At 59.7% G+C, this 21,256-nt stretch carries 24 protein-coding genes; 22 read left to right on the top strand and 2 right to left on the bottom strand.

Annotated features, from left to right (window positions below; all coding sequences use genetic code 11):
• Window positions 1–112: 112 nt before the first annotated feature.
• On the top strand, window positions 113–2,494 hold the full coding sequence (gene lon, locus DXX99_RS08580; RefSeq protein ID WP_115793081.1) for an endopeptidase La: 2,382 nt from the start codon (window positions 113–115) through the stop codon (window positions 2,492–2,494).
• Here the strand turns inward: lon and DXX99_RS08585 are convergent.
• The gene (locus tag DXX99_RS08585) at window positions 2,418–3,416 is read right to left on the bottom strand and encodes a substrate-binding domain-containing protein (protein WP_115793082.1); all 999 of its coding nucleotides are present in this window, start codon (window positions 3,414–3,416) and stop codon (window positions 2,418–2,420) included. The genes lon and DXX99_RS08585 overlap by 77 nt on opposite strands.
• Before the next feature lie 127 nt (window positions 3,417–3,543).
• On the opposite strand from DXX99_RS08585, the gene DXX99_RS08590 reads away from it, so the two are divergent.
• From DXX99_RS08590 to DXX99_RS08605, 4 genes are read left to right on the top strand one after another with little or no spacing between them, the layout of a single operon-like run.
• Entirely contained in the window at window positions 3,544–4,926 is a 1,383-nt protein-coding gene (locus DXX99_RS08590; protein ID WP_115793083.1) for a mannose-1-phosphate guanylyltransferase/mannose-6-phosphate isomerase, read from the top strand.
• 4 nt (window positions 4,927–4,930) lie between these two features.
• Entirely contained in the window at window positions 4,931–6,325 is a 1,395-nt protein-coding gene (glmM, locus tag DXX99_RS08595) for a phosphoglucosamine mutase (RefSeq protein ID WP_115793084.1), read from the top strand.
• 3 nt (window positions 6,326–6,328) lie between these two features.
• Window positions 6,329–6,724, top strand: a complete 396-nt coding sequence (locus DXX99_RS08600; RefSeq protein ID WP_115793085.1) for a HEPN domain-containing protein — start codon at window positions 6,329–6,331, stop codon at window positions 6,722–6,724.
• Window positions 6,675–7,082 (top strand): nucleotidyltransferase domain-containing protein, encoded by a 408-nt coding sequence (locus tag DXX99_RS08605; protein WP_115793086.1) that lies wholly within the window; start codon window positions 6,675–6,677, stop codon window positions 7,080–7,082. The genes DXX99_RS08600 and DXX99_RS08605 overlap by 50 nt, the downstream gene beginning before the upstream one ends.
• On the opposite strand, the gene DXX99_RS08610 is transcribed toward DXX99_RS08605, so the two are convergent.
• Window positions 7,025–8,491, bottom strand: coding sequence for a copper amine oxidase N-terminal domain-containing protein (locus tag DXX99_RS08610; protein WP_165847791.1), 1,467 nt, complete (start codon window positions 8,489–8,491; stop codon window positions 7,025–7,027). The genes DXX99_RS08605 and DXX99_RS08610 overlap by 58 nt on opposite strands.
• A 101-nt stretch (window positions 8,492–8,592) precedes the next feature.
• Here DXX99_RS08610 and DXX99_RS08615 point away from each other — a divergent pair, with 101 nt between their 5' ends.
• The 17 genes from DXX99_RS08615 (at window position 8,593) to DXX99_RS08695 (ending at window position 21,205) form a co-directional block, all read left to right on the top strand.
• The gene (locus DXX99_RS08615) at window positions 8,593–8,796 is read left to right on the top strand and encodes a type II toxin-antitoxin system VapB family antitoxin (RefSeq protein ID WP_115793088.1); all 204 of its coding nucleotides are present in this window, start codon (window positions 8,593–8,595) and stop codon (window positions 8,794–8,796) included.
• Window positions 8,789–9,208, top strand: coding sequence for a type II toxin-antitoxin system VapC family toxin (gene vapC / locus DXX99_RS08620; RefSeq protein WP_115793089.1), 420 nt, complete (start codon window positions 8,789–8,791; stop codon window positions 9,206–9,208). Before DXX99_RS08615 ends, vapC begins: the two co-directional genes overlap by 8 nt.
• 100 nt (window positions 9,209–9,308) lie before the next feature.
• Window positions 9,309–9,686 (top strand): nucleotidyltransferase family protein, encoded by a 378-nt coding sequence (locus DXX99_RS08625; RefSeq protein ID WP_115793090.1) that lies wholly within the window; start codon window positions 9,309–9,311, stop codon window positions 9,684–9,686.
• Window positions 9,687–9,888: 202 nt separating this feature from the next.
• A complete protein-coding gene (locus DXX99_RS08630; protein ID WP_240610881.1) occupies window positions 9,889–10,860 on the top strand; it encodes a hypothetical protein in 972 nt (323 codons plus the stop codon).
• A 3-nt stretch (window positions 10,861–10,863) separates the two neighbouring features.
• Window positions 10,864–11,709, top strand: a complete 846-nt coding sequence (locus tag DXX99_RS11710; RefSeq protein WP_205664678.1) for a hypothetical protein — start codon at window positions 10,864–10,866, stop codon at window positions 11,707–11,709.
• Window positions 11,651–12,271, top strand: a complete 621-nt coding sequence (locus DXX99_RS11715; RefSeq protein WP_205664679.1) for a zinc ribbon domain-containing protein — start codon at window positions 11,651–11,653, stop codon at window positions 12,269–12,271. Before DXX99_RS11710 ends, DXX99_RS11715 begins: the two co-directional genes overlap by 59 nt.
• A 423-nt stretch (window positions 12,272–12,694) precedes the next feature.
• A complete protein-coding gene (locus DXX99_RS08640) occupies window positions 12,695–13,222 on the top strand; it encodes a hypothetical protein (RefSeq protein ID WP_115793091.1) in 528 nt (175 codons plus the stop codon).
• Window positions 13,158–14,162, top strand: coding sequence for a hypothetical protein (locus DXX99_RS08645; protein WP_115793092.1), 1,005 nt, complete (start codon window positions 13,158–13,160; stop codon window positions 14,160–14,162). Before DXX99_RS08640 ends, DXX99_RS08645 begins: the two co-directional genes overlap by 65 nt.
• A 974-nt stretch (window positions 14,163–15,136) precedes the next feature.
• Window positions 15,137–15,511: a hypothetical protein gene (locus tag DXX99_RS08655; RefSeq protein WP_115793093.1), complete on the top strand. Its 375-nt coding sequence runs from the start codon at window positions 15,137–15,139 to the stop codon at window positions 15,509–15,511.
• A gap of 35 nt (window positions 15,512–15,546) precedes the next feature.
• Complete coding sequence (locus DXX99_RS08660; protein WP_115793094.1) at window positions 15,547–15,792, top strand: hypothetical protein; 246 nt, start codon at window positions 15,547–15,549, stop codon at window positions 15,790–15,792.
• Window positions 15,793–15,827: 35 nt separating this feature from the next.
• Window positions 15,828–16,982, top strand: coding sequence for a glycosyltransferase family 4 protein (locus DXX99_RS08665; RefSeq protein ID WP_240610882.1), 1,155 nt, complete (start codon window positions 15,828–15,830; stop codon window positions 16,980–16,982).
• Between the two features lie 148 nt (window positions 16,983–17,130).
• Complete coding sequence (locus DXX99_RS08670; protein ID WP_115793095.1) at window positions 17,131–17,352, top strand: hypothetical protein; 222 nt, start codon at window positions 17,131–17,133, stop codon at window positions 17,350–17,352.
• On the top strand, window positions 17,346–17,741 hold the full coding sequence (locus DXX99_RS08675) for a type II toxin-antitoxin system VapC family toxin (protein WP_165847792.1): 396 nt from the start codon (window positions 17,346–17,348) through the stop codon (window positions 17,739–17,741). The genes DXX99_RS08670 and DXX99_RS08675 overlap by 7 nt, the downstream gene beginning before the upstream one ends.
• Before the next feature lie 214 nt (window positions 17,742–17,955).
• Window positions 17,956–18,720 (top strand): ABC transporter permease, encoded by a 765-nt coding sequence (locus tag DXX99_RS08680; protein WP_240610883.1) that lies wholly within the window; start codon window positions 17,956–17,958, stop codon window positions 18,718–18,720.
• Window positions 18,717–19,460, top strand: coding sequence for an ABC transporter ATP-binding protein (locus tag DXX99_RS08685; RefSeq protein ID WP_115793098.1), 744 nt, complete (start codon window positions 18,717–18,719; stop codon window positions 19,458–19,460). Before DXX99_RS08680 ends, DXX99_RS08685 begins: the two co-directional genes overlap by 4 nt.
• Before the next feature lie 118 nt (window positions 19,461–19,578).
• Window positions 19,579–20,658 (top strand): glucose-1-phosphate thymidylyltransferase, encoded by a 1,080-nt coding sequence (locus DXX99_RS08690; RefSeq protein ID WP_240610884.1) that lies wholly within the window; start codon window positions 19,579–19,581, stop codon window positions 20,656–20,658.
• A 16-nt stretch (window positions 20,659–20,674) separates the two neighbouring features.
• The gene (locus tag DXX99_RS08695; protein ID WP_240610885.1) at window positions 20,675–21,205 is read left to right on the top strand and encodes a dTDP-4-dehydrorhamnose 3,5-epimerase family protein; all 531 of its coding nucleotides are present in this window, start codon (window positions 20,675–20,677) and stop codon (window positions 21,203–21,205) included.
• Window positions 21,206–21,256 lie beyond the last annotated feature (51 nt).

A 21,256-nucleotide genomic window follows, 5' to 3' on the forward strand; every position in this document is an offset into this window, starting at 1 on the left:
CTCCCCCTTTCTTCCAGTAGCCCCGGGAGAAAGGGGTGTGCTAAAATAGTCTTTAGCTAGCGAACTGGCTTTTTAGCCGGGGGCAGAGACAAAGGGGGTGTTGTTCGGAACAATGGAGACCAAGACGCGCATCCTGCCCCTCCTGCCGCTGCGGGGAATCCTGGTCTTCCCCTACATGGTTATCCATCTGGACGTAGGGCGGGAAAAGTCGGTCCGGGCCATAGACGAGACCATGCTCAAGGACCGGGCTATTTTCCTGGCCACCCAGAAAGACGCCCAGAAAGATAACCCACGGCCCGAGGACATCTATACCATGGGCACGGTGGCGGAGATAAAGCAGCTTTTGAAGCTCCCTGGAGGGACTATCCGGGTGCTGGTGGAGGGCCTGGCGCGGGCCCGCATCCGCCATTACCTGCAGGAAGAGCCCTTCTTCAAGGTAGAGGTGGAGCAGTTTGTCGAGGAGCAGCCGCGCACCAGCCACATAGAGGCGCTCATGCGCAGCCTGCTGCACCAGTTTGAGCAGTACGTGAAGCTTTCCAAGCGCATCCCGCCGGAGACCCTGATGGCCATCATGAGCATCGAGGAGCCGGGGCGCCTGGCGGACATTGTGGCCTCACACATGAGCCTGAAGATAGAGGATAAGCAGGAGCTCCTGGAAGCGGTCGACGTGGCCACCAGACTGGAGAAGCTCTGCACCATCGTGGCCAGAGAGCTGGAGATAGTGGAGCTGGAGCGCCGCATCAACATAAGGGTGCGGAAGCAGATGGAGAAGAGCCAGAAGGAGTACTACCTCCGGGAGCAGATGAAGGCCATCCAAAAAGAGCTGGGAGAGAAGGATGAGCGCCTGGCCGAAGGGGAGGAGTACCGGGAGAAGATCGCCCAGGCCAAGCTCCCCAAGGAGGTGGAGGAGCGGGCGCTTAAAGAGGTGGAGCGGCTGGAGAAGATGCCTCCCATGGCGGCGGAGGCCACCGTGGTGCGCACCTACCTAGACTGGATCCTGGCCCTTCCCTGGAGCAAGACCACGCGTGATCGCTTGGACATCGACGTGGCGGCCAAGATTCTGGACGAGGACCACTACGGGCTCCGGGAACCCAAGGAGCGCATCCTGGAGTACCTGGCTGTGCGCAAGCTGGTCAAGAACATGAAAGGGCCCATCCTCTGCTTCGTAGGGCCGCCCGGCGTGGGCAAGACCTCTCTGGCCCGCTCCATCGCCCGGGCCCTGGAGCGCAAGTTCGTGCGCGTGAGCCTGGGTGGAGTACGGGACGAGGCGGAGATCAGGGGGCACCGGCGCACCTACGTGGGGGCCCTGCCGGGGCGCATAATCCAGGGTATGCGGCAGGCGGGATCCAAAAACCCCGTCTTTCTCCTGGACGAAATCGATAAGCTGAGTTCCGACTTCCGGGGCGACCCTGCGGCGGCCCTCTTAGAGGTTTTGGATCCGGAGCAGAACCACGCCTTCTCCGACCACTACCTGGAGATACCGTTCGATCTCTCGCAGGTGCTCTTCATCACCACCGCCAACTACCTCTATAACATCCCGCGGCCGCTGCTCGACCGGATGGAGGTAATTCAGATCCCGGGCTACACCGAGGAGGAGAAGGTGGAGATCGCCAGGCGTCACCTCATCCCCAAGCAACTCAAGGAGCACGGCCTGGAGCCCGAGCAGCTGACCTTCTCGGAGAACGCCATCCGGAAGATCATCCGGGAGTACACCCGGGAGGCGGGCGTGCGCAACCTGGAGCGGCAGATAGCGGCGGTGTGCCGGAAGACGGCCAAGCGCATCGTTTCCGGCGAAGGGGAGGGGGTACACGCCACTGCCCAGAACCTGGAGAAGTTCCTGGGCATACCCAAGTTCCGTTCGAGCCAGGCGGAAAAGGAAGACGAAGTAGGGGTGGCCCTGGGGCTGGCTTGGACGGAGAACGGCGGCGAGGTGCTGGCCATCGAGGTGAGCCTTCTGCCCGGCGGCAAGGGTAAGCTCATCCTCACCGGCAAGCTGGGTGAGGTCATGCGTGAATCGGCCCAGGCCAGCTTTAGCTACGTGCGCTCCCGGTCCCGCCAGCTGGGCATAAGCGAGGACTTCCACGAGAAGTATGACGTGCACATCCACGTGCCGGAAGGGGCCACGCCCAAAGACGGCCCCTCGGCGGGTATCACCATGGCCACGGCTTTAGCCTCGGCCCTCACCGGCAAAAAGGTTCGGCACGAAGTGGCCATGACTGGCGAGATAACGCTGCGCGGCCGGGTGCTGCCGGTGGGAGGGATCAAGGAGAAGGTCCTGGCGGCTCACCGGGCGGGGGTTAAGACGGTCATCCTGCCGGAGGAGAACCGCCGTGACCTGGAGGAGATTCCTCCATCGGTGAAGAACAAGCTGCGCTTCGTCTTCGTGCGTCACATGGATGAGGTGCTGCGGGAGGCCCTCATCGACTACGAGCCGCAGACGCAGAGTTGCCTGCCCTGTTCTCTTCCTCCCTCGATGGCCTGGGGGCAGGCATAAAGAAGAACTCCTGGTAATCCAGCGGGCGGGGAAGTTCCCCCGCCCGCTTTAGTATTTCTTGGAGGCGGGCGAAGGTTTGGGGGTGGGGCAGTTCGCCCGCCTCCCATATTTTCTCCCGCTGGGCCCGGTCGATTGCCTGGGCAAGAACTTCCAGGCTCAGCTGCGGAAAGAAGGCCGCCGCTTCTCCAGCGATTTCTTCCGGGGGGAGGTGATAAAGCTCCGCCTGGCTCGCCTTGAGCGCCCGGCGAAGGGCAAAGACTTCCTCCTCAGTGACCTTTCCCTCTTCGGCCACCAGGACCCAGCGCGGGAGAGGGGGTAAGGAGAGGGGAAGGGAACTGAACCGGAAACGGTCGGACAGAACGAGAGGGTCGGAGGTAAGGAGCAGGTCTCCCACCCCGGCGGCAAAAGCAGGCAGGCGCAGGTGCGGGGGGAGGTTGGTGATCAAGCTAAGGTCGCGGTGCGGCCGCCAGCCCTGCTCGCGCAGCACCTCCTCGAAGGCGGCAGTTAAACCCTGCTCGGCCCCCGGAGTAATCACCCTCTTACCCGGCAGGTCTTTCCACCGGAAAGGTTGACGCCCGGCCAGCCAGGCGAGTTCCTTCCCGGAGAGAAGCGCCACCACCTTCCACTTCTTCCCCTCCAGGGTGCGGGCGTACAGCGCCTCTTCGGCGGTAAGGGCGGCCAGGGTCTTCTCTCCCGGGAAGGGCGGAGCGGAAGGCGAGAGTTTTAAAAACAGACCTTCCCTTTCGGCCTTTCCCCTGGCCACCGCCCAGTAAAGGGGAAGAAACTCCACCCGGGGAGAGGGGAGGAGCACGGTGAGTTCCCTGGTTCCGGGAGTGGAGGGCATCTTCTCCCTCTCCCGGTACCAAAAGGCCAAGGTTAAGCCCAAGAGGACGACGATCCCTAAGAAAAGCAGCCGCCGCATAGACCCCCTCTACTGTCTATGCAGCTTCCGGTTATTTTAGCCCTCCCTTGGCGGCCTGGCAGGAAAAGGGGAGTAAAATGGCGAAAACAGGTAGCTACGAAGCAGAAGCTGGCGCGGGGGGAAAGAAGTGAAAGTTCTGATCCTGGCGGGAGGAAAGGGAACCAGGCTCTGGCCTTTAAGCCGCGAGCTCATGCCCAAGCAGTTCATCCGGCTTTTCGATAGCCGCTCCCTTTTCCAGCACGCTGTCCTGCGGGCCCTCAAACTCTCAAGCCCTGAGGAGATCTTTGTCGTCACTAATTGTGAATACCGCTTCCGGGTGCTGGACGATCTGGCCGAGCTGGGGATCAGCCTGCCGGAAGAAAACCTTCTCCTGGAGCCGGAGGGGAAGAACACCCTTCCGGCCGTCTGCTGGGGGATGAGGGAAATACAGAGGAGATGGAGGGAGGCCACCGTGGCGGTGCTCCCTTCCGACCACCTCCTCCACTGCGATGAAAGCCTGCTCAAGTCTTTCCGGGCGGCGGAGGAGCTGGCTTCGGGCTACCTGGTTACTTTTGGCATAAAGCCCAGCCGACCCCACACCGGATACGGCTACATAAAACCGGGGGAGTCCCTGGGCCTGGGGTTTAGGGTGGAGGAGTTTAAAGAGAAGCCCGATGCCGCCAGGGCGGCGGAATACGTGGCCCAGGGGTACTACTGGAACAGCGGCATGTTCGTCTTCCACACCGAGCTTTTCTTCAGGGAGGTCGAGCTCCTGGCTCCGGAAGTATGGCAGGCTTTCGCCTCTTCTTCCAGCGTCGAGGAGGCCTATGCCAAAGCGCCGGAAATCTCGGTTGACTACGGGCTCATGGAGAAATCGGGCCGGGTGGCGGTGGTCCCCCTCGAAACTTACTGGAACGACCTGGGGAGCTTCGACGCCGTTTACGAGGCCCTACCCAAGGGCGAGGAGGGGAACGCGGTGATCGTTCAGGGCCTAGGGGCCGACTGCCTCCTTTACGGTGCCCGGGGGAACCTGGTGATTTCCGAACGGCTGACCGCCGTGGTAGGGGTGGAGGATCTGATCATCATCGATACCGGCGACGCTTTGCTGGTGGCTCCCCGCCGCGACGCCCAGGAGGTCAAGAAGGTCTATGCGGAGCTCACCCGCCGGAAGGACGAGCGGGCGGTGGTGCACCGCACCGCCTACCGTCCCTGGGGGAGCTACACGGTGCTCGAGGAAGGAGAGAGGTACAAGATAAAGAGGCTCACCGTGCTGCCGGGGAAAAAACTCAGCCTGCAGCGCCACTACCACCGGAGCGAGCACTGGGTGGTGGTGCGGGGGACGGCCCGCATAACGGTGGACGGGGAGGAGAAGCTTTTGCGCCCGGGGGAAAGCGTCTTCGTCCCGGCGGGCCTAAGCCACCGGCTGGAGAACCCGGGCAAGGTGGTCTTAGAGCTCATCGAAACCCAGATAGGGGAGTATCTGGGCGAGGACGACATCGAACGCCTGGAAGACGACTTCGGAAGGAGCTGAAGGAATGGGTAAGGTTTTCGGCACTTTCGGCGTGCGCGGCGTGGTAGGAAAAGGGCTCGATCCTACTCTGGTGCAGCGGATCGGGGCGGCCTTCGGCACCTTCCTTCGGGAAAGAAGGCGAGGGAAGCCCCTGGTGGTAGTAGGGCGGGACACCAGGCTGAGTGGTGAAGCACTGAAACGAGCTCTGGTGAGCGGCCTTCTGGGAGTGGGAGCAGAGGTTTTAGATGTGGGCGTAGTGCCCACGCCGGTTGTCCAGTTTGCCTGCCGCTACTTCGGAGTCGACGGCGGAGCGGTTATCACCGCCTCCCACAACCCGCCGGAGTATAACGGGATCAAGCTCCTGGAGCCCGACGGTCTGGGGTTGGGCAAGGAGGCGGAGGAGGAACTGGAAGACCTGCTTCTGAACGGGCGCTTCGCCTACGCCGGCTGGAACGAAACGGGGCGCGTCACCCGGCAGGACGTGTTGCGCCCCTATTTTGAGGGGGTGAAAGCGCGGCTTGACGTGGAGGCCATTGCCCGCCGGCGCCCCCTGGTGGTGGCGGATACGGCCAACGGCGCCGGCAGTCTGGTGCTTCCTTACCTTTTGAGCGAGCTCGGCTGTCGGGTGATAAGCGTCAACGGCCACCCGGACGGCCGCTTCCCCGGAAGAAACCCCGAGCCTAATGAGGAAAACCTGCGCTCTTTCCTGGCCATCGTGCGCTCGGTGGGGGCGGACTTCGGGGTGGCACAGGATGGTGATGCTGACCGCTCCGTGTTCGCCGATGAGGAAGGGCGCTTCGTAGAAGGCGACAAAACCTTTGCCCTCGTAGCGGGAGCTCTGCTGGAGGAGCGCGGCGGAGGTCTGGTGGTCACCACGGTGGCCACCTCCAACGTGGTGGACGAAGTGGTGCGAGCGCGGGGCGGCAGGGTGCTGCGGACCAAGGTGGGGGATGCGGTGGTCTCGCGGGCCTTAAAGGAGCACGGGGGCCTGGTCGGCGGAGAGGAAAACGGCGGGGTGATCTTTCCCGACTTCGTACTGGGGCGCGATGGGGCCATGACCGCGGCCAAGGTGCTGGAAGTCTTCTGCCGCCGGGGTCTGCGCTTCAGCGAACTTGTAGCTTCTCTGCCCCGCTTTTACCAGCTTAAGACCAAGGAACGGGTAGAAGGAGATCGGAAGGGTATTGTGAACTTGGTAGGCGAGCTGGCGCGGGCCGGAGGATACCGGGTCGATTCGACCGACGGGGTTAAAATACTCTTTGAAGACGGCTGGGTGCTGGTGCGGGCTAGCGGCACCGAGCCCATAGTGCGCATCTTCGCCGAGGCCAAAGAAGAGGCTCAGGCCCGCACCTACCTGGAACTCGGGCGCACTTTCCTCTTCCGCGCTTTAAGGGAGCAGCTTCTGGCCGGAACGGGGTTGTAAGGAATGGCCAACCGAGCCTGGGACTGGTTGAAGCAGGCCGAGCGCGACCTAGCGCACGCCGAGCGCTCGGCTCTTCAGGGCGACCACGAGTGGGCTTGCTTTGCCGCTCACCAGGCGGCGGAAAAAGCGGTCAAAGCTTTGCACCTTTACATGGGGCAGGAAGCGTGGGGGTATGTGGTGGCCAGGCTTCTGAGGCTGCTACCCCCTGAGTTGTCGGTTCCTACGGAGTTGATAGAAAAGGCACGGGTGCTCGACAACTTCTATATTCCCACCCGGTACCCCAACACCCACGCAGAAGGAGCGCCGTTTGAGCACTACGGGCCGATTCAAAGTGGAGAGGCGATAAAATATGCCCGTGAGATCGTTGCGTTCGCCCGTACTAAGATGGCCCGACCGTGAAGAGGTGGACCAGGCGGTTCGCCGCTGGGCCCGGGAGGTAGCCCAGGCCCGGCCGGAAGTGGTATGCATCGGCTACTTCGGTTCCTACGCCCGGGGAGACTGGGGGGTAGGGAGCGACCTCGACCTGATCATAGTGGTGAAAGAGTCCAGGCTTCCTTTCGAGCGGCGGGGCGTCGAGTGGGATACCACCCAACTCCCGGTTCCGGTCGACCTCTTGGTTTACACCGAGGAGGAGTGGAAAGAGCTTCTCGGCAGCGGGAGCAGGTTTGCTCGGGTGCTGCGCGAGGAAACCGTGTGGGTTCATCCGGATACCACCTCGAACCGCACGCCGCCGAAGTTGCCCCCGGGCAGGACGTAGCGGAAGGTAAAGGTGGGGGAGTCGTCCATCTGGATTTCCCAGCTTTGCCCCCGCGTTATGCCCGGCAGAGCCCGCCACCCTTCCTTCGGGGTGTAAAGCACGATGCGAGCGTAATTGTTGGCGTCGGCCTGCCAGTTGGGGGTGATGCGCAACTTCCTCCCCCCGGGATTAGAGATGGTTATCTCGTAAACCATCCCGTAATTACCGCCCAGGTAGGGGTAACCCAGGTAACCGGCGGCGGCCCGGTCGTACTCGCCCAGGTTGTAGCGGGGCAGCCACTCGGAGAGGACGAAGCAAGGGAGCTCCGCCGCCTCGATCGGGTTGGCGTTGCGCAAGTGGTCGTAGCCGTAAAGCCCCGTAGTGACGCCGGGGTCCATCTCCCGGTCCCGCGGGAGTTTAAAGGCCGCCGCGGCTATTTCCTGGTCGGAAACCTCTTTGAGCGAGCTCGGGTCCAGGTGAAAGACCCGGAGCTTCAGGGTTCCCCTCTCCACCTCGAGCTTGGCCTTGCCCCAGGCCAGAAAGTTTTCCGGGGCTTTCTCCACCATGAGCAGGGCATAACCCCCGGCCGGGAGCTCCAGCTTCCCGGCCCCCTTGCCGCGGAAAAAGTCCACCAGGCCTTCGGAGGTCAAATCGATAGCGTGCTCGGCCCGGTCTTTGCCCGAGACTTTGCCTGTGATTTTGACCGTGGCTGAAGAGGAGCTGGGGTTGTAGAGGGCCACGCCGACCAGTTTGGTTTTGCCTCCGGGCGGAATGATGTGGAAGAACTCCACCCCATACCTTTCCCCGGCGTTTAGAGTCTGCTCGATGGTGTAGCCGCCCCGGTCGGGAAGGAACTCAGGCTGGTTGGAGAAAATGTACTTGTCGCCGCCGCGGGTGAAGCGCAGGGCCATGATGGGGTTAAGCTTTACGGTAGCCTTTTGGCTTTCCGGATCCCAAGATACCGTGGCACCGAAAGCTTCGGCCACTCCACGCACGGGCACCAGGACCCGACCGTTTTCATCCAGAATAGGAGTGGTCCCTAGACGCATTTTCGCGCGAGCCACCTTATCCGGAGCTGTGGGGTCGGGCAGGTTACGGAGCAGGAAGTTCTCATAAAGCCAAAGCTGAATGTAAGTGCAGGTGTAGCAGCCGGGAGGCGCCTCGATTCTCACCTCTCCGGTACTCGGATCCCAGGAAACACCCGACTCCTTCACCCCCAGAGCGTAGGCCAGAAAGCGCACCGGGACCAGGAGATGCCCATTCTCTATGCGGGGAACGGTGTCCATGGAAAAGGACTTGCCGTCCACCCAGTAGGTCTTGCTGCCGATGGTAAATTCCACCGTTCTGACGGCGGCCCAGGAGAGAGACGGGAACAGGAACACCGCCGCTAGGAGGCTTGTGGCCAGGGCGAAAACCTTACCTTTCGCCACCTCGATCCCTCCCCTCATAGTAGGGAGTATACCACAAAACCGGCTTCCGTCCTGCCACGGGGTAAACTTTCTGTTATAATTGGGGCAGGAGGTGACAGATAGTGAAGACGACTTTATATGTTGACCGAAAATTGCTGCAGGAAGCTATGGAGCTGGCGGGGTTCAAGAGCTTCACCGAAACCATAGAGGCAGCTCTTAAGGAGTTCGTTCGCCGTAAAAAGCTGGAGAAGCTTGCGGAAGCCCTGGGCCGGACGGAACTGGCGCTCGACGACCGCCTCTTGGAGGAGCTGCGCAGGGATGAGTGAGCGCTATCTGGTGGACACTTCGGTCTGGATCGAGGCTCTGCGGCCGAAGGGACAGCAGGAAGTTGTTAGATGGCTAAAAGAGGCGCTTTTGCGGGAAGCCGTGGTGCTTGCTCCACCGGTAAAGACGGAAATCCTCTTGGGAGCGAAAGATGAGAGGCAGTTCGCGGAACTGAGTGGGGTGCTGGATGCTTTGCCGCTGCTGGGACACAAAGATGCGGTGTGGGAACGCGCCGCTTCTTTAGGTTTCAGGCTCAGACGGCTGGGCCTGGTAGTTCCTTTGGTGGACCTGCTCATAGCTTCATGGGCCCTCGTAAACGACTGCACCTTGGTCCACCGTGACCGGCACTTCGGGTTGATCGCTAACGTGGCCCCGGAATTAAAGCTTTTAGATCTGTCCGGTTTTTCCCGCTAGGTTTTGGGCTTTTGCAGGCTTCCTCGGGTTGGCAAGCCTAAAGTAGCTGACTGTGCTAAAATTGAGGCTAAATACCGGGTTTAGAGAGGCGGGGACTTCGGTGGACATAGCTCAGGTGCGCTGGTTCCTCCTGGAAAGGGAAGAAAGACGGCGGCAGGTTAGAGAGCAGGCCCGCCGGCAGCTCATCGCGCAGCTCAAGCAGATCCTGGAAGAAGTGCTGCCCTCCTTTCCGGTCGAAAGGGCCTACCTTTACGGCTCCGTGCTTACCGGACGCTGGCATCCCGAATCGGACCTGGACCTGGCAGTAGAAGGCAACCTTTCGCCCGAGGAATTTTTCCGGCTGTGGATAGAACTTGATCGGCGGCTGGAGCCGGAAGTTGACCTGCGGGAGCTGGAAAAGTTGCCTTTCCGGGAGAAAGTGCAGCGCGAAGGGATGGTAGTGTATGTAAAGAAAGGGCTCTTCTTCTTGGTGAGATAGAGGATACGAACCGGCGGCAGGCTCGACTCTACGAAAGGCTTGAGCAAAGCTGGCAAAAGTACCAGAAATCCGGCGATTACAGCTATCTGGTAGAAGCTAACCAGTTTGCTAAACTATCCTTGATGATTGCCTAATACATCGAGGTACTGCGGAATACGTGCGTACAGGGTGGTAAAGAAAACAGGGGAGGTGCTTTCCCGCCTTGATACTGACTACCAGTCTGAGACTCCCTGACAAACTGGTAGGGCCCTTGATGAACTTCACTGCCCTGGGCCTTAAGCTTCAGGAGCAGGTGCTGGAGAAGTACTGGTCGTGCGATGGGCTTGAAAAGGCGGCGTCCCACCGGGGCAAGATCTGGAAGCTTCTTGACACAGAGCTTCCCCGTTCGCAAGACTTCTATATTCCCAGCCGCGTTTGGCGCTCTATCTTAGAGTCGGCAGGACGTCTCTTGTGCTCCATGGCCGAGAGGAAGCGCGTCTTCGAGCTCCTTTTGCCGCTTTTCAACGGGAAAGCCAGAGACGCCGCAAAGAAACTCTACGATTTGCTCAAAGAGGACGGGGAGCGGGAAAAGCTCGGGTACCTCTTCAACGTGGCCGAAGCCATGGCCAGCTTCTACGCGGAACACGAGAGGCTGCCCCAGGACTTCTTCGAGCTTCAAAGGAGGCCCGAACCTAAAAAGTTCACCTTCACGGCTTCTGCGGACGACGGCCCAGAGCAGGGGCAGGTGATGAAGTACGAATGCAACGGGAAAGTCCTGCGGGGCCGGGTGAAGCTTCCAACTCGACCTGAGCTTGAGTCAGAGAAGGACTGGGAGTGGTTTCCCTTCGAGGTCGAACTGCCAGAAGAGCTTAAAGAGAAGCTGGCCCGAGGAGCCAGGCTTCACGCTCCCGACCTGAGGTTGAAGCGCAAGTCCTCGGGCAAGCTCATAGCCCTGCTCGACGTCAAGGTGGAGGTGCCGGAAAAAGCACCTTCGGGCGAAAAAGACCGGGCGCTGGGCTGTGATTGGGGGCAAAGAAAGCTCATCACCGGCACCGTACTCCAGGGGGAGACACAACTCACTCCTCCCTTCTTCGTCTTCTGGCAGGCCTTAAAAGCTAAGCTCTTCCGCATCCGGACCGGGATAAGCCAGCTCCAAAAGATACGCGACCGCGAGAGTCAGAAGGCAGGCGAATGAGGCATGCCGCACCTTCACGGCCCGTGCAAGACCCTGCGCGTGAGGTGCCTTATAGGAGAGGAAACCTCCCGCCTGCTCCAGGCTACCGTGTGCCTCTACCGGCAGGTCGTCTCCTTCTACCTCCAGCTTTTCCACGACCACCAGGAGTTGCTGGAAAGGGGCGACTGGCTCAGGCAGGCGGAGCTACTCACCCACCGCACCAGAGACAACCCCGACCCGCTCTATCCCTTTGACGCAGAGTTCCCCAACCTTCCTTCCGGCTTCAGGCGTGCGGCCATTGCCGAAGCGCGGGGCATAGCCCTCTCCTGGAAAAGCAACTACGAGAGGTGGCAGAGGCGCAGGCAGAAGCACGAGGAGCGCAACCGGAAGAGGGTAGAAAAGGGGGAAAAGCCCGTGCCTTTCACCGAGAGGCCGCCCGTGTTTCCCGGCGAGGTGCGCACCTGGCCCACGTACTACGCGACGGAGTTGAGGCGGCTGGACGAAAGGCACATTTTGCTGAAGGTCTTCACGGGCCGGTCTTTCGGCTACCGGAAGGTGGTGTTGCTCGACCCGCTGGAGGTCCCCGAAAGGTACGAAGCGGGTTCGCCGTGCCTCGTCAAGAAGAGGCACGGGTGGGAGCTCCACTTCCCCCCTCTTCCAGGTACGGTCCCCCGTCCAGGACCAGGTCCTGGGGGGCTACTTCTTCCTTCTGGCGGAGGCGCTGAAGAGCGGCGACTCCGGCCGGGCAAGCGTTCTCAAGAAGACCATCGTGCGGCACCTCATAAGGCAAGACCCTTCCTTCAGGATATGCGTGGCCGACCTGGGGCTGGAGCACCACGCGGTGGTGACGGTGCGGGATACCGAAGGTAGGGTCCTGGCGGTTCGGTTCTTGCCGGGTGCGAAGGACAGCCGCCTTAGGAAGCGGTATCTCGAAAAGGTGGTCAACCTCCAGAAGCAGACCCGCGTCATACCTGAGGGGGAGACTTTTGCCCGCGACCTCTGGGAGAAGATAACCAACTTCAACGACTACTTGGCGCACTGGGTGTCGCGGCAGATAGTCGATTTTGCGGCTCTGCACGGCGCAAAAATCATTGTCTTTGAGAACCTCAGAAATTTCCGGCCTGAGAAGGGCACGAGGTCGCACCGCCTCAACCAGAAGCTGGGGTACTGGTTGAGGAGGGGCCGCATCGTGCGGTATACAGAGTACAAGGCCCTGCACGCCGGAGTTCTGGTGGTGAGGGTCAGCCCCGCGAACACCTCCCGGAGGTGCCCGCTGTGCGGGGAGCTTTCCATAGAGCGGTACACTCCTGGGAGGGAAAACGGGAATAAGCTGGCCCGCTGCACGGCGTGCGGCAAAGTCAAGGACGTGAGTGCGGACTTTTTAGCCACGGAGAACATCTTCGACCGGTTCCTGTGCGTGTACGCGTCTTAAGACCCTTCCGGCGACGGAGGGGCAGCCGTGTCAGGGGCAGGGGAAAGTTCTCCTGCGGCCTACAGGGCAGCGCGGCGCGAGGCGGGAACCCGCTGGCTGCTTGCACCCGGTAAACTAGGGAGGGCCGGCAGTTGGGCCTACGGCCCGGGGACTGCTCCCTCCCTGTACCCGGGGCAGGCACGAAGCCTGAGGGCCCATGTAGCCACTCAGGGATAACCTGGCTGAAGCCCCTGACTTCAGTCAGGAAAGGTTCACAAAGGCCCTGCGGCTGAAGGAACTCTGGGCCGCCGATTGCCAATCTTTCACCGGCTTTCTCAGGAAGCTGGCAAAGAAGTTTGAGGAAAAAGAAATACTTGGCGCTGGTGCTAACGTTGCGGTCGGTACAGGGAAATTTTCTTTTTTCTGGTTCTGGGGGTGGTTTCATTGGCCAGGCGAGAGGTCTGCATCGCTTGTGGGAACACGGGCGATTTCCCGCACCGGGTGAAAGTGGGAAGCGCGGAGCTCGTCCTATGCGGCCGTTGTTTTAGCGAAGCCCAAGATTTCCTGGCCCTGTCTGAGACCGATCCCCCCGTCATCGCAGTAGCGAAGCTCCTTGCCCTTAGGAACCCTAGGAAGCGACCGCGTGCGGTGGAGAGGATGCGGGCCGCCGGGGTGGAAGTACCCTGGAAAGGGAACGAGGGACAGGTGGAGTTCTTCCACGCCCTGGTCCGGAAGCGGAGGAAGGAAGTCGAAGCTGAGGCGAGGAGAAGGAAGGCTGAAGCCGGGGCGCTGAATCACAAATACGCATGGTTGGAAGAGATCGAGGAATTCCTGGAGAAAGAGGTCGAGAACCGGGGCATGGAGTGGGAGATAGACGACTGGGGGGCGGACGGGCAAAAACCAGTATGTGGTCAAAGTCGGGATTTATCCTTGGGGGAAGACCTTCCTCGAGGGCACGCCGGAAGAGCTTAAAGAAGCGGTGTCTGAGATTGTTGAGATGACGGAGTCCGCCAGGTGGCGCTGTCCTTTCTGCGGGGCGGAGTTGTCCTGGCGTGAGGTGATTGAGGAAGAGCGGTGCCCCTGCGGCGCCCGCTTCCGGAGGGCAGGCTTCTGGAATGCAACCGGTTCCACGCATGACAACGAGGCCTGGGAGGAGATAGGCAGGCGGGCCCTTTCCCTTGTTCCGAAGCGGGGCAGGGAGCTGTACCAGACACTGCTCGACATCGGAGTCTATGTCGAAGACCTGTTCGATGGTGTGGCCTACCTGGGGAGGGTTTTCGGCGTGCCCACCTACGCCTTGCGGGGAGTTCTGCGGCCAAAGCCGAAGGAAGAAGTCGCCAGGAGACCGACCAACGCCCTCCGCATCTTCCTGTGGGAGTCCGGTTTTTCACCTCGCCTTTGCAGGCTTTGTCACGCCAGGCTCGACTGGTGGGAGGGAAGTATCGGCGATGTGCGGGTAGAAGTTTGCCCTTCCCACCCCGGATGTGGGGGAGGGGTGGCGGTGAGCATCGAGGTAAAGGACGTTCCCCTGCGTGGAAAATGGTTAGAGCTGCCGGATGAAGAACAGGACGGGTTGTACGAGGCCTGGGCGTGGTGGCTCCTAGACAACGGGGAAGAAGGGGAGTACGAAGTGACGGACTGCCTGGATCTGAGCGACCACGAGACCAGTGAGGGCTTCGTCTGGAGGCCTACGGCGGAGGCAGGCCTACCGCTCACCGGGGAGGACTGGGAAGCTGTCCTCCGCCGTGGCCTAGAAGTCTACGAAGAGAAAGTGAGGCGTTTCCTCTCTGAATTTTTCGAGAGCCGGGGGAAGGAAAGGGCCTTTCAGATGGAACTCTCACCGGGGGAATCGGAAGGGGAACCGGGTTTCCGTGCTCCGATCCCCCGGCATCGGACGGAGAAGCCATCATGAACTCCACGATTAAAGGGTTTTTTTCAACAGCCCCTGAAGTCAGGGGCCACAAGCTAAGTTGTTTTTAGCCTGGTGTGGTGTGCAGTTTTTTGCCTTGGCCATTAAAAAGGCTTTTATCTATTTTAAAGGACAAAGGCAGGAAAGGGAAGCCGCCCGGCGAAGAATTAACAAGTGGAGAGGATGCCGATGGAAAGGCTTTTGAAGAGATAGCTTCTACCGGTAGAAAAACCTATACCTACGCCGACTACTGCCGGCTCCCCGAGGGGGCACCTTATCAACTCATCGGTGGTCATAGACCCCACGGCTGAAGCCGGGGGCTTGTCCTCCAGGTTTCAGCCGCAGGCCTAAAAAGGGCCTCGCTATGACCAGCCTCAGAGGCCCGACCCGAAGGGCAAGGGGATGAAGGCCCTACGTTACTGGGGAGAGCCAGAGTTCGCACGACTTTAGGTGCTCCTCCAGCTCCAGGCTCTGCAACCCGGCGGTTAAACAGCGAGCTGGGGGCCAAGCCGGCAGTGCCGCCGGGAGAAGGCCGCCCGGTAACATTGGCGAGGAGGTTCACAACAGTTGACAGGATCGTGGATCCGGAAGAAAAGTCGGTGCAGATTTTCGTACTTAAAAAAGCAAGTTTACGCTTGATCAGGAAGTGGAAGGCAAAGGGGAAATATCCTCCCGGGTTCTCGAAGGTTTCACTGTTGCCCTAGAAAGCATCTTTGGTACTGAGTAAAGCTGAGGACAGGCGGAGATCATAGGGGAGGGACAGCAAATTTTGGAGTGTTTGAGTCAGAGTGGCAGGGCCCTTCACGCGGACTGGATAAGTTTTGCACCTGCTCGGGTTAACTGGATTCGAAAGGAATGGATCCAGGCAGAATGGCTCCGGGCTAGACCGCTCCGGGTTGCGTGGGTCTACACAGAGTGGACCCGGGCAAACTGGCTATCCTGTACTCCAACTTCACAACTTTTCGGGGAGGGAAAGTATGAGAGAAGACGTGGTGAGGGTAGCGGTGTTGCGCTCTCAGGCCCTGGAACAGATCCTGACGCGGGACGTCAATGCGCTCTTGAACCTCAAGCCAACGCGCTTGCTGGAGAGAGAAGAGATGACGAGCCTGATAGAGCAGGCAAAAGAAGAAAGGGCAGGGCTGGACATTCGGACCATCAACGAAAACTGGAAGACCTGGGCCCAGGCCTACTCTAAGGTATTGCAGAAGTTTCAAATTCTGCAAGAAAGATACGGTGAGCAGGAAATTGAAGAACTCTTCGAAGCGGCGTGCGAGGAGGCAAAGGCGGAGGGAAAATCTCCGGCTGGCGAACCGGGCTCCGGGAGCACCTCAACATCTCAAGGTACTTTTTAGGATTCCGCGAACCGCTTGAGCTTGTGCATCGATTCATGGACGAAGAAGTCCGCCGGTTCGCGTGGGGGCACCGGCGCCTGCGCCATGACTACAAGACCGCAGTCCAGCTCTCCGAGCTTTATCGCTCTGCAGGGCTCGGAGAGCAGGCTTTTTTGGAGGCGGTTCTTCACATCGCTGCCGACTGGGGCTTTGTGACCCGGCAGGATTACGAGGTAATGCGGGACATCACTTTGCTCGCCCGGTCCAGGGGGCGCCGGAGGCCGAAGGCCAGCAGCAAGTGATCGGATTCTGCCAAAGCATGCTGGGGGAATTCCAGGTGACCGAACCGAAAGCCAAAGTTCTGTTTCTCGCCACCGTCTACACCCACTTGGCCGCTTTTCACCTTCCCTTCATGCAGCTCCTGCAGGACAAGGGGTGTGAAGTCCACGCGGCAGCTTCTCCCGCCGAAGGCAGGAAGGAAGAAGTGGAGGCCATAGGGGTTAGGTGCTGGGATATACCCTTCGCCCGCTCGCCCTACAGTCCTAAAAACCTGAAGGCCTTCCGAGAGCTCCGACGGCTCCTGGAAACCCACCGCTTTGCCCTCATCCACGTCCACACCCCGGTGGCGGCCTTCCTAGGGAGGTACCTGGCTAAGGTTACGGGCCAGGGATCGGTGCTCTACACCGCCCACGGCTTTCACTTTTACCAAGGAGCTCCTTTGCGCAACTGGCTGATTTATTGCACGGCCGAGCGCCTGGCCGCCCGCTGGACCGACGGCCTCATCGTAATAAACCGGGAAGACTTTGACATTGCCCGCCGAATCTTGGGCTTTAAATCGGGTAAAAACCTCTTCTATGTTCCTGGAGTGGGGGTGGAGCTCGACCGTTTCGGCCCGTCCGGCTCACCGCCGGAGAAGGGGATACGGTCCGAGCTGGGATTGGCGCCGGAGGATATAGTAGTTACCTGCGTGGCGGAGATGAGCCGGGATAAGAATCACGGGCTGCTCCTGGCGGCGTGGAAAGAACTGGCTTCCCGTCACACCAACTGTCATCTTATCCTGGTGGGGACCGGGGAGCTCTTGCCCCGGTGGAAGAAAAGAGTAGAAGCGGAGCACATCCCCAGGGTGCACTTTCTAGGCTACCGCCGGGACGTACCCCAGATCCTGCGGGAGAGCGACGTGGCGGTTTTGACCTCCAGGCGCGAGGGTCTTCCGCGCTCCCTCATGGAGGCCATGGCCGCGGGCCTGCCGGTGGTGGCCACCGACGTGCGGGGAAGCCGCGACCTGGTGGAACACGGAAGGATGGGCTTCCTGGTGAAGCTGGGTGACGTCGAAGGTTTGGCCGACGCCCTAGAAAGGCTGATTAAAGACCGGGAGCTTCGTGAAGCTTTAGGCAGGGCTGGCCGAAAAAAAATCACGGCCTTTTCCCTGGACAGGGTCCTGAAAGAAATGGAGGCTATATACGCGCGCTTTTTGAGCGGGGTCGTAGGCTAGCCGAGAAGGATAGCAGAAGTGGGGAAGGGAAACTGCTGGAAAGGAGAAATGTTGTGTTATTCGCTGGAAGCGAGGAGGTTATCGCGGGATGTTGCAGGAGCTTTTGTGCTATAATCGCTAGAGGATACGGAGGAAGGGGCGGAGAGAGATGGCTTTGGAAGAAATTCTCTTGAAGATTCGGGAACTATCTGAAGCAGAAAGAAGAGAACTGCTCCGAGAGCTAGCCGGACAAAAAAAGCTGAGCGAAAGAGAGGCTGCAGAGAGGTTTGATAGAGCTGCGGGATCCTGGTCTGATTTTGATGCTGAAGGGTTTGTTCGTGAAGTGTATACTCGCAGGGCAAGCGACCGGAGATTAGGTGTGGAGTGGTAGTTATTAAGTACCTAGTTGACACTGATTGGATTGTTTATTTCTTGCGTGGTAAAGAACCATATGTCTCTCTCCTAAAACGGTACCGTTCGGATGGATTGGCAGTTAGCATCGTTTCGGTCGCGGAACTCTATGAGGGGGTTTATCGAGCTTCTGATCCCAGAGCAAGAGAGCAAAGCTTGCTGGATTTTCTGGGGTCTACAACGGTGTTAGAAGTAGATTTCAACATAGCTCGTACTTTTGGACAACTTAGAGCAGAACTTAGGAAGCAGGGTTTAACAGTGGCCGATATGGATCTTCTAATTGGTAGCACAGCGATCTTTTATAATCTAATATTGCTGACCGACAACCGCAAGCACTACGAAAAAATTCCTGGCATAAAGATGTCCTAATCCAAGTGAGCCTGCGGTTGCTTAGTGGAGCATCCGGCAAGAACAGCCTTGCCGATCCGAAACTCTGTACCGCCAGTGGCGATGAGCAGAATGATGCCTAGCTGTACCAGCCAAGCGCTGTGGATGGGTGCGGCGTATCCCAATCCCTTTAAAATTTCACCCGGAGCAGGATTGAAGAGGGCAAACGCCGAAACCACAGAGTATGTGGCGGCAGATGAAGGAGCTCTATCTTTACCGCGAGATGCTCAGAAACCTGGTGGCCAAGGAGCTGCGGGCGCGCTACAAAGGCTCGGTGCTGGGCTTTTTCTGGACCTTCCTCAACCCTTTACTCATGCTGGTGGTGTACTCCCTGGTCTTTTCCTTCGTCATGCGGGCCCAGATGCAGAATTACGCCATGTTCCTCTTTGTCGGGCTTCTGCCCTGGAACTACCTGGCCAACTCGCTGATCCAGGGGACGGCCAGCCTGGTACACAACGCCTCCCTGGTGAAAAAGATTTATTTTCCCCGCGAGGTGCTGCCCCTCTCGGTGGTCCTGGCCAACCTGGTCAATTATCTGTTAAGCCTCCTCATCCTCATTCCGGCCCTGCTGATCTTTAAAGTACACCTGACGGCGGCGCTGGCAGCCTTTCCTTTGGTTTTACTGGTGCAGACGCTTTTGGTGATACCCCTGACTTTGCTGGTATCGGTGGCCACCGTCTACTTCCGGGACCTCGAGCACATCATGGGCATCCTGACGATGGCCTGGTTCTTCCTCACCCCGGTGATCTACCCTTCCGAGATCATACCGCCGGAGCTGAAGCCCCTTTTCAACCTCAACCCGGCCGCCCCCATCATCGAGGCCTACCAGGCCGTGTTCTTCTACGGGCGCTGGCCCGACTGGGCTTCTTTGGGCTGGCTTGCCTTGGGAGGGTCCTTTTTCCTGGTGCTTGGGTTCCGGCTTTTCGATCGCTTCCAGCGGCGGGTGGCAGAGGAGATATGAGCACGGCAGCCATAGAAGTGAAAAACCTCTGGAAGAAGTTCCGCATCTACTACGACCGCGCCTTAACCCTTAAGGAACGTCTTCTTTTCTGGGGGAGGCAGAGGTACGAGGACTTCTGGGCGCTGAAAAACATAAACCTGACCGTTCCCCACGGTGTCACCGTGGGCCTGGTAGGGCGGAATGGTTCGGGCAAGAGCACCCTTTTGAAGATCATAAGCCGCATCCTCTACCCGACCAAAGGAGAGGTGCGGGTGAACGGCCGCATGTCCACCCTCCTGGAACTGGGTGCGGGCTTCCACCCCGACTTCACCGGGAGGGAGAACATATTCCTCAACGCTTCCATCCTGGGCCTCACCCGCCGGGAAATAAAAGAGAGGCTGGATGAAATCATTGCCTTCGCGGAGCTCGGCGATTTCATCGACAACCCGGTGCGCAATTACTCTTCGGGGATGTACATGCGGCTGGGCTTTGCCGTGGCCGTGCACGTCGATCCGGACATCCTCCTCATCGACGAAGTGCTGGCGGTGGGGGACCTGGCCTTCCAGGAGAAGTGCCTCCGGCGCATAAGAGAGCTCCAGCAGAGGGGGAAGACCATCGTGCTGGTCACCCACGCTCCCAAGCAGGTGGAGGATTTGTGTGATATGGCGGTGTGGCTGGACAAGGGAGAGATAAGGATGCAAGGGGAGGCTAGGGAGGTGGCCCGGGCCTACGCCGACTGGCTGGCCGCGCAGCCGAGCTAGGAACGGTAGCAGGAAAAGCTTCCCTCCTGTCGAATTTGAGGTATATAGTGCAGCTAACGAATAACTGCTCCTGCACCGTGAACTTAGAACTGGAGGAAGCCCTTCAGCGGCTTAAGAGGTGGAAAGCTTGAAGGCCCTAATCCTCTCGGGCGGCAAAGGGACCCGGCTAAGACCCTTGACCTTCACCACGGCCAAGCAGCTTTTGCCAGTGGCCAACCGGCCCATCATCCACTATGTCCTCCAGCAGATCCTGGAGGCGGGGATTGAAGACATCGGCATCATCATCTCCCCGGAGACGGGAGGCAAGGTAAGGGAGGCGGTAGAAGGGGCTTTTTCCGGCCGTGCCCGTCTCACCTTTATCCTGCAGCAAGAACCTCTTGGTTTGGCGCACGCCGTCAAAACGGTGCGAGGCTTCCTGGGCCAGGCCCCCTTCCTCATGTTCCTGGGGGACAACCTCATCCAGGGCGGGGCGCGCCAGCTGGTCAGTGAGCTTGAGCGGGGTGAAAGCGAGGCCGTCATCCTGCTTAAAGAAGTTCCCGATCCCCGCGCTTTCGGTGTGGCCGTGCTCGACGGCGAGGGGAAGGTAGTGAAGCTTATTGAAAAGCCCAAGGAGCCTCCCAGCAACCTGGCCCTGGTGGGGGTCTACGCCTTCACCCCGGCCATCCACGAGGCCATTTCCCGCATCAAGCCCTCCTGGCGGGGGGAGCTGGAGATAACCGACGCCATCCAGGAACTCATCCACCTGGGCGGAAGGGTGAAGGCTTTGAAGCTTGAGGGCTGGTGGCTTGACACCGGCAAAAAGGACGACATCTTAGAGGCCAACCGGATAGTGCTGGACGAGTACGCCGAGCGGGATCTGCAAGGTGAAGTGGACCGGGAAAGCGCGATAGTCGGGCGGGTGACGGTAGGGCCGGGGAGCAAAATCGTGCGCAGCACCATACGCGGCCCGGCAGTCATAGGGAGAAACGTCCTGGTTGAAGACTCCTTCATCGGCCCCTTCACCGCCATCGGGGACGGGGTAGTGCTGCGAGGGGTGGACATCGAGCATTCTGTGGTGCTGGAGGGCTGCCACCTGGAGAACGTGGGGCCGGTGGAAGACAGCCTCATAGGCTACCGGGCCAGGATAAAGAGGGCCGGGGGGAACAGGCGCAGCGCCCTGCGCTTCTTCATTGGGGATGAGTGCGAGGTAACTCTTTAAGGGAAGGGGAAGAGAAATGGAGCTCATACACGGGGTGCAGGTGAAAAAGCTCAGGTTCATTCCTGACGACCGGGGCTTCTTGATGGAGTGCCTGCGTTCCGACTGGCCGGAGTTCACGAAGTTCGGCCAGGCCTACGTCACCGCCTGCTACCCGGGGGTGATAAAAGCCTGGCACTACCACAAGGTGCAGTGGGACCACTTCGTCTGCATCTACGGCATGGCCAAGGTAGCGCTTTACGACCCGCGCGAGGACAGCCCCACTAGGGGCATGGTCAACGTCTTTCACATCGGGCTTTTGAACCCCTGCCTCATAAAGATACCGCCGCGGGTCTACCACGGCTTCACCAGCGAGGGAGGACAGCTCGCCCTCATCCTCAACATCCCCACCGAGCTTTACGACTACGAGGGGCCGGACGAGTACCGCGTCCCCTACAACGATCCTTCCTTTTCTTGCCAACGCAACGGCTCTGCGTTGAGTTTAACAGATAAGGAAGTCAACTTTATGGAATTTAATAGACTTAACTACCGGCTTTTGGCAGAAAAGTAGATCCTTTTTTGGCGAATAGAATCTAATTGTGGCAGAAGGAAGACCGGCCGA

The organism is Ammonifex thiophilus (assembly GCF_003368535.1).
In the GTDB taxonomy this organism is placed as follows: Bacteria; Bacillota; Desulfotomaculia; order Desulfotomaculales; family Ammonificaceae; genus Ammonifex; species Ammonifex thiophilus.

Coding starts and splice junctions, on each gene's coding strand:
- lon (WP_115793081.1), top strand. CDS start 113: ATGGAGACCAAGACGCGCATCCTGCCCCTCCTGCCGCTGCGGGGAATC.
- DXX99_RS08585 (WP_115793082.1), bottom strand. CDS start 3,416: ATGCGGCGGCTGCTTTTCTTAGGGATCGTCGTCCTCTTGGGCTTAACC.
- glmM (WP_115793084.1), top strand. CDS start 4,931: ATGGGTAAGGTTTTCGGCACTTTCGGCGTGCGCGGCGTGGTAGGAAAA.
- DXX99_RS08600 (WP_115793085.1), top strand. CDS start 6,329: ATGGCCAACCGAGCCTGGGACTGGTTGAAGCAGGCCGAGCGCGACCTA.
- DXX99_RS08605 (WP_115793086.1), top strand. CDS start 6,675: ATGCCCGTGAGATCGTTGCGTTCGCCCGTACTAAGATGGCCCGACCGT.
- vapC (WP_115793089.1), top strand. CDS start 8,789: ATGAGTGAGCGCTATCTGGTGGACACTTCGGTCTGGATCGAGGCTCTG.
- DXX99_RS11710 (WP_205664678.1), top strand. CDS start 10,864: ATGCCGCACCTTCACGGCCCGTGCAAGACCCTGCGCGTGAGGTGCCTT.
- DXX99_RS08655 (WP_115793093.1), top strand. CDS start 15,137: ATGAGAGAAGACGTGGTGAGGGTAGCGGTGTTGCGCTCTCAGGCCCTG.
- DXX99_RS08660 (WP_115793094.1), top strand. CDS start 15,547: ATGGACGAAGAAGTCCGCCGGTTCGCGTGGGGGCACCGGCGCCTGCGC.
- DXX99_RS08670 (WP_115793095.1), top strand. CDS start 17,131: ATGGCTTTGGAAGAAATTCTCTTGAAGATTCGGGAACTATCTGAAGCA.
- DXX99_RS08680 (WP_240610883.1), top strand. CDS start 17,956: ATGAAGGAGCTCTATCTTTACCGCGAGATGCTCAGAAACCTGGTGGCC.
- DXX99_RS08685 (WP_115793098.1), top strand. CDS start 18,717: ATGAGCACGGCAGCCATAGAAGTGAAAAACCTCTGGAAGAAGTTCCGC.
- DXX99_RS08695 (WP_240610885.1), top strand. CDS start 20,675: ATGGAGCTCATACACGGGGTGCAGGTGAAAAAGCTCAGGTTCATTCCT.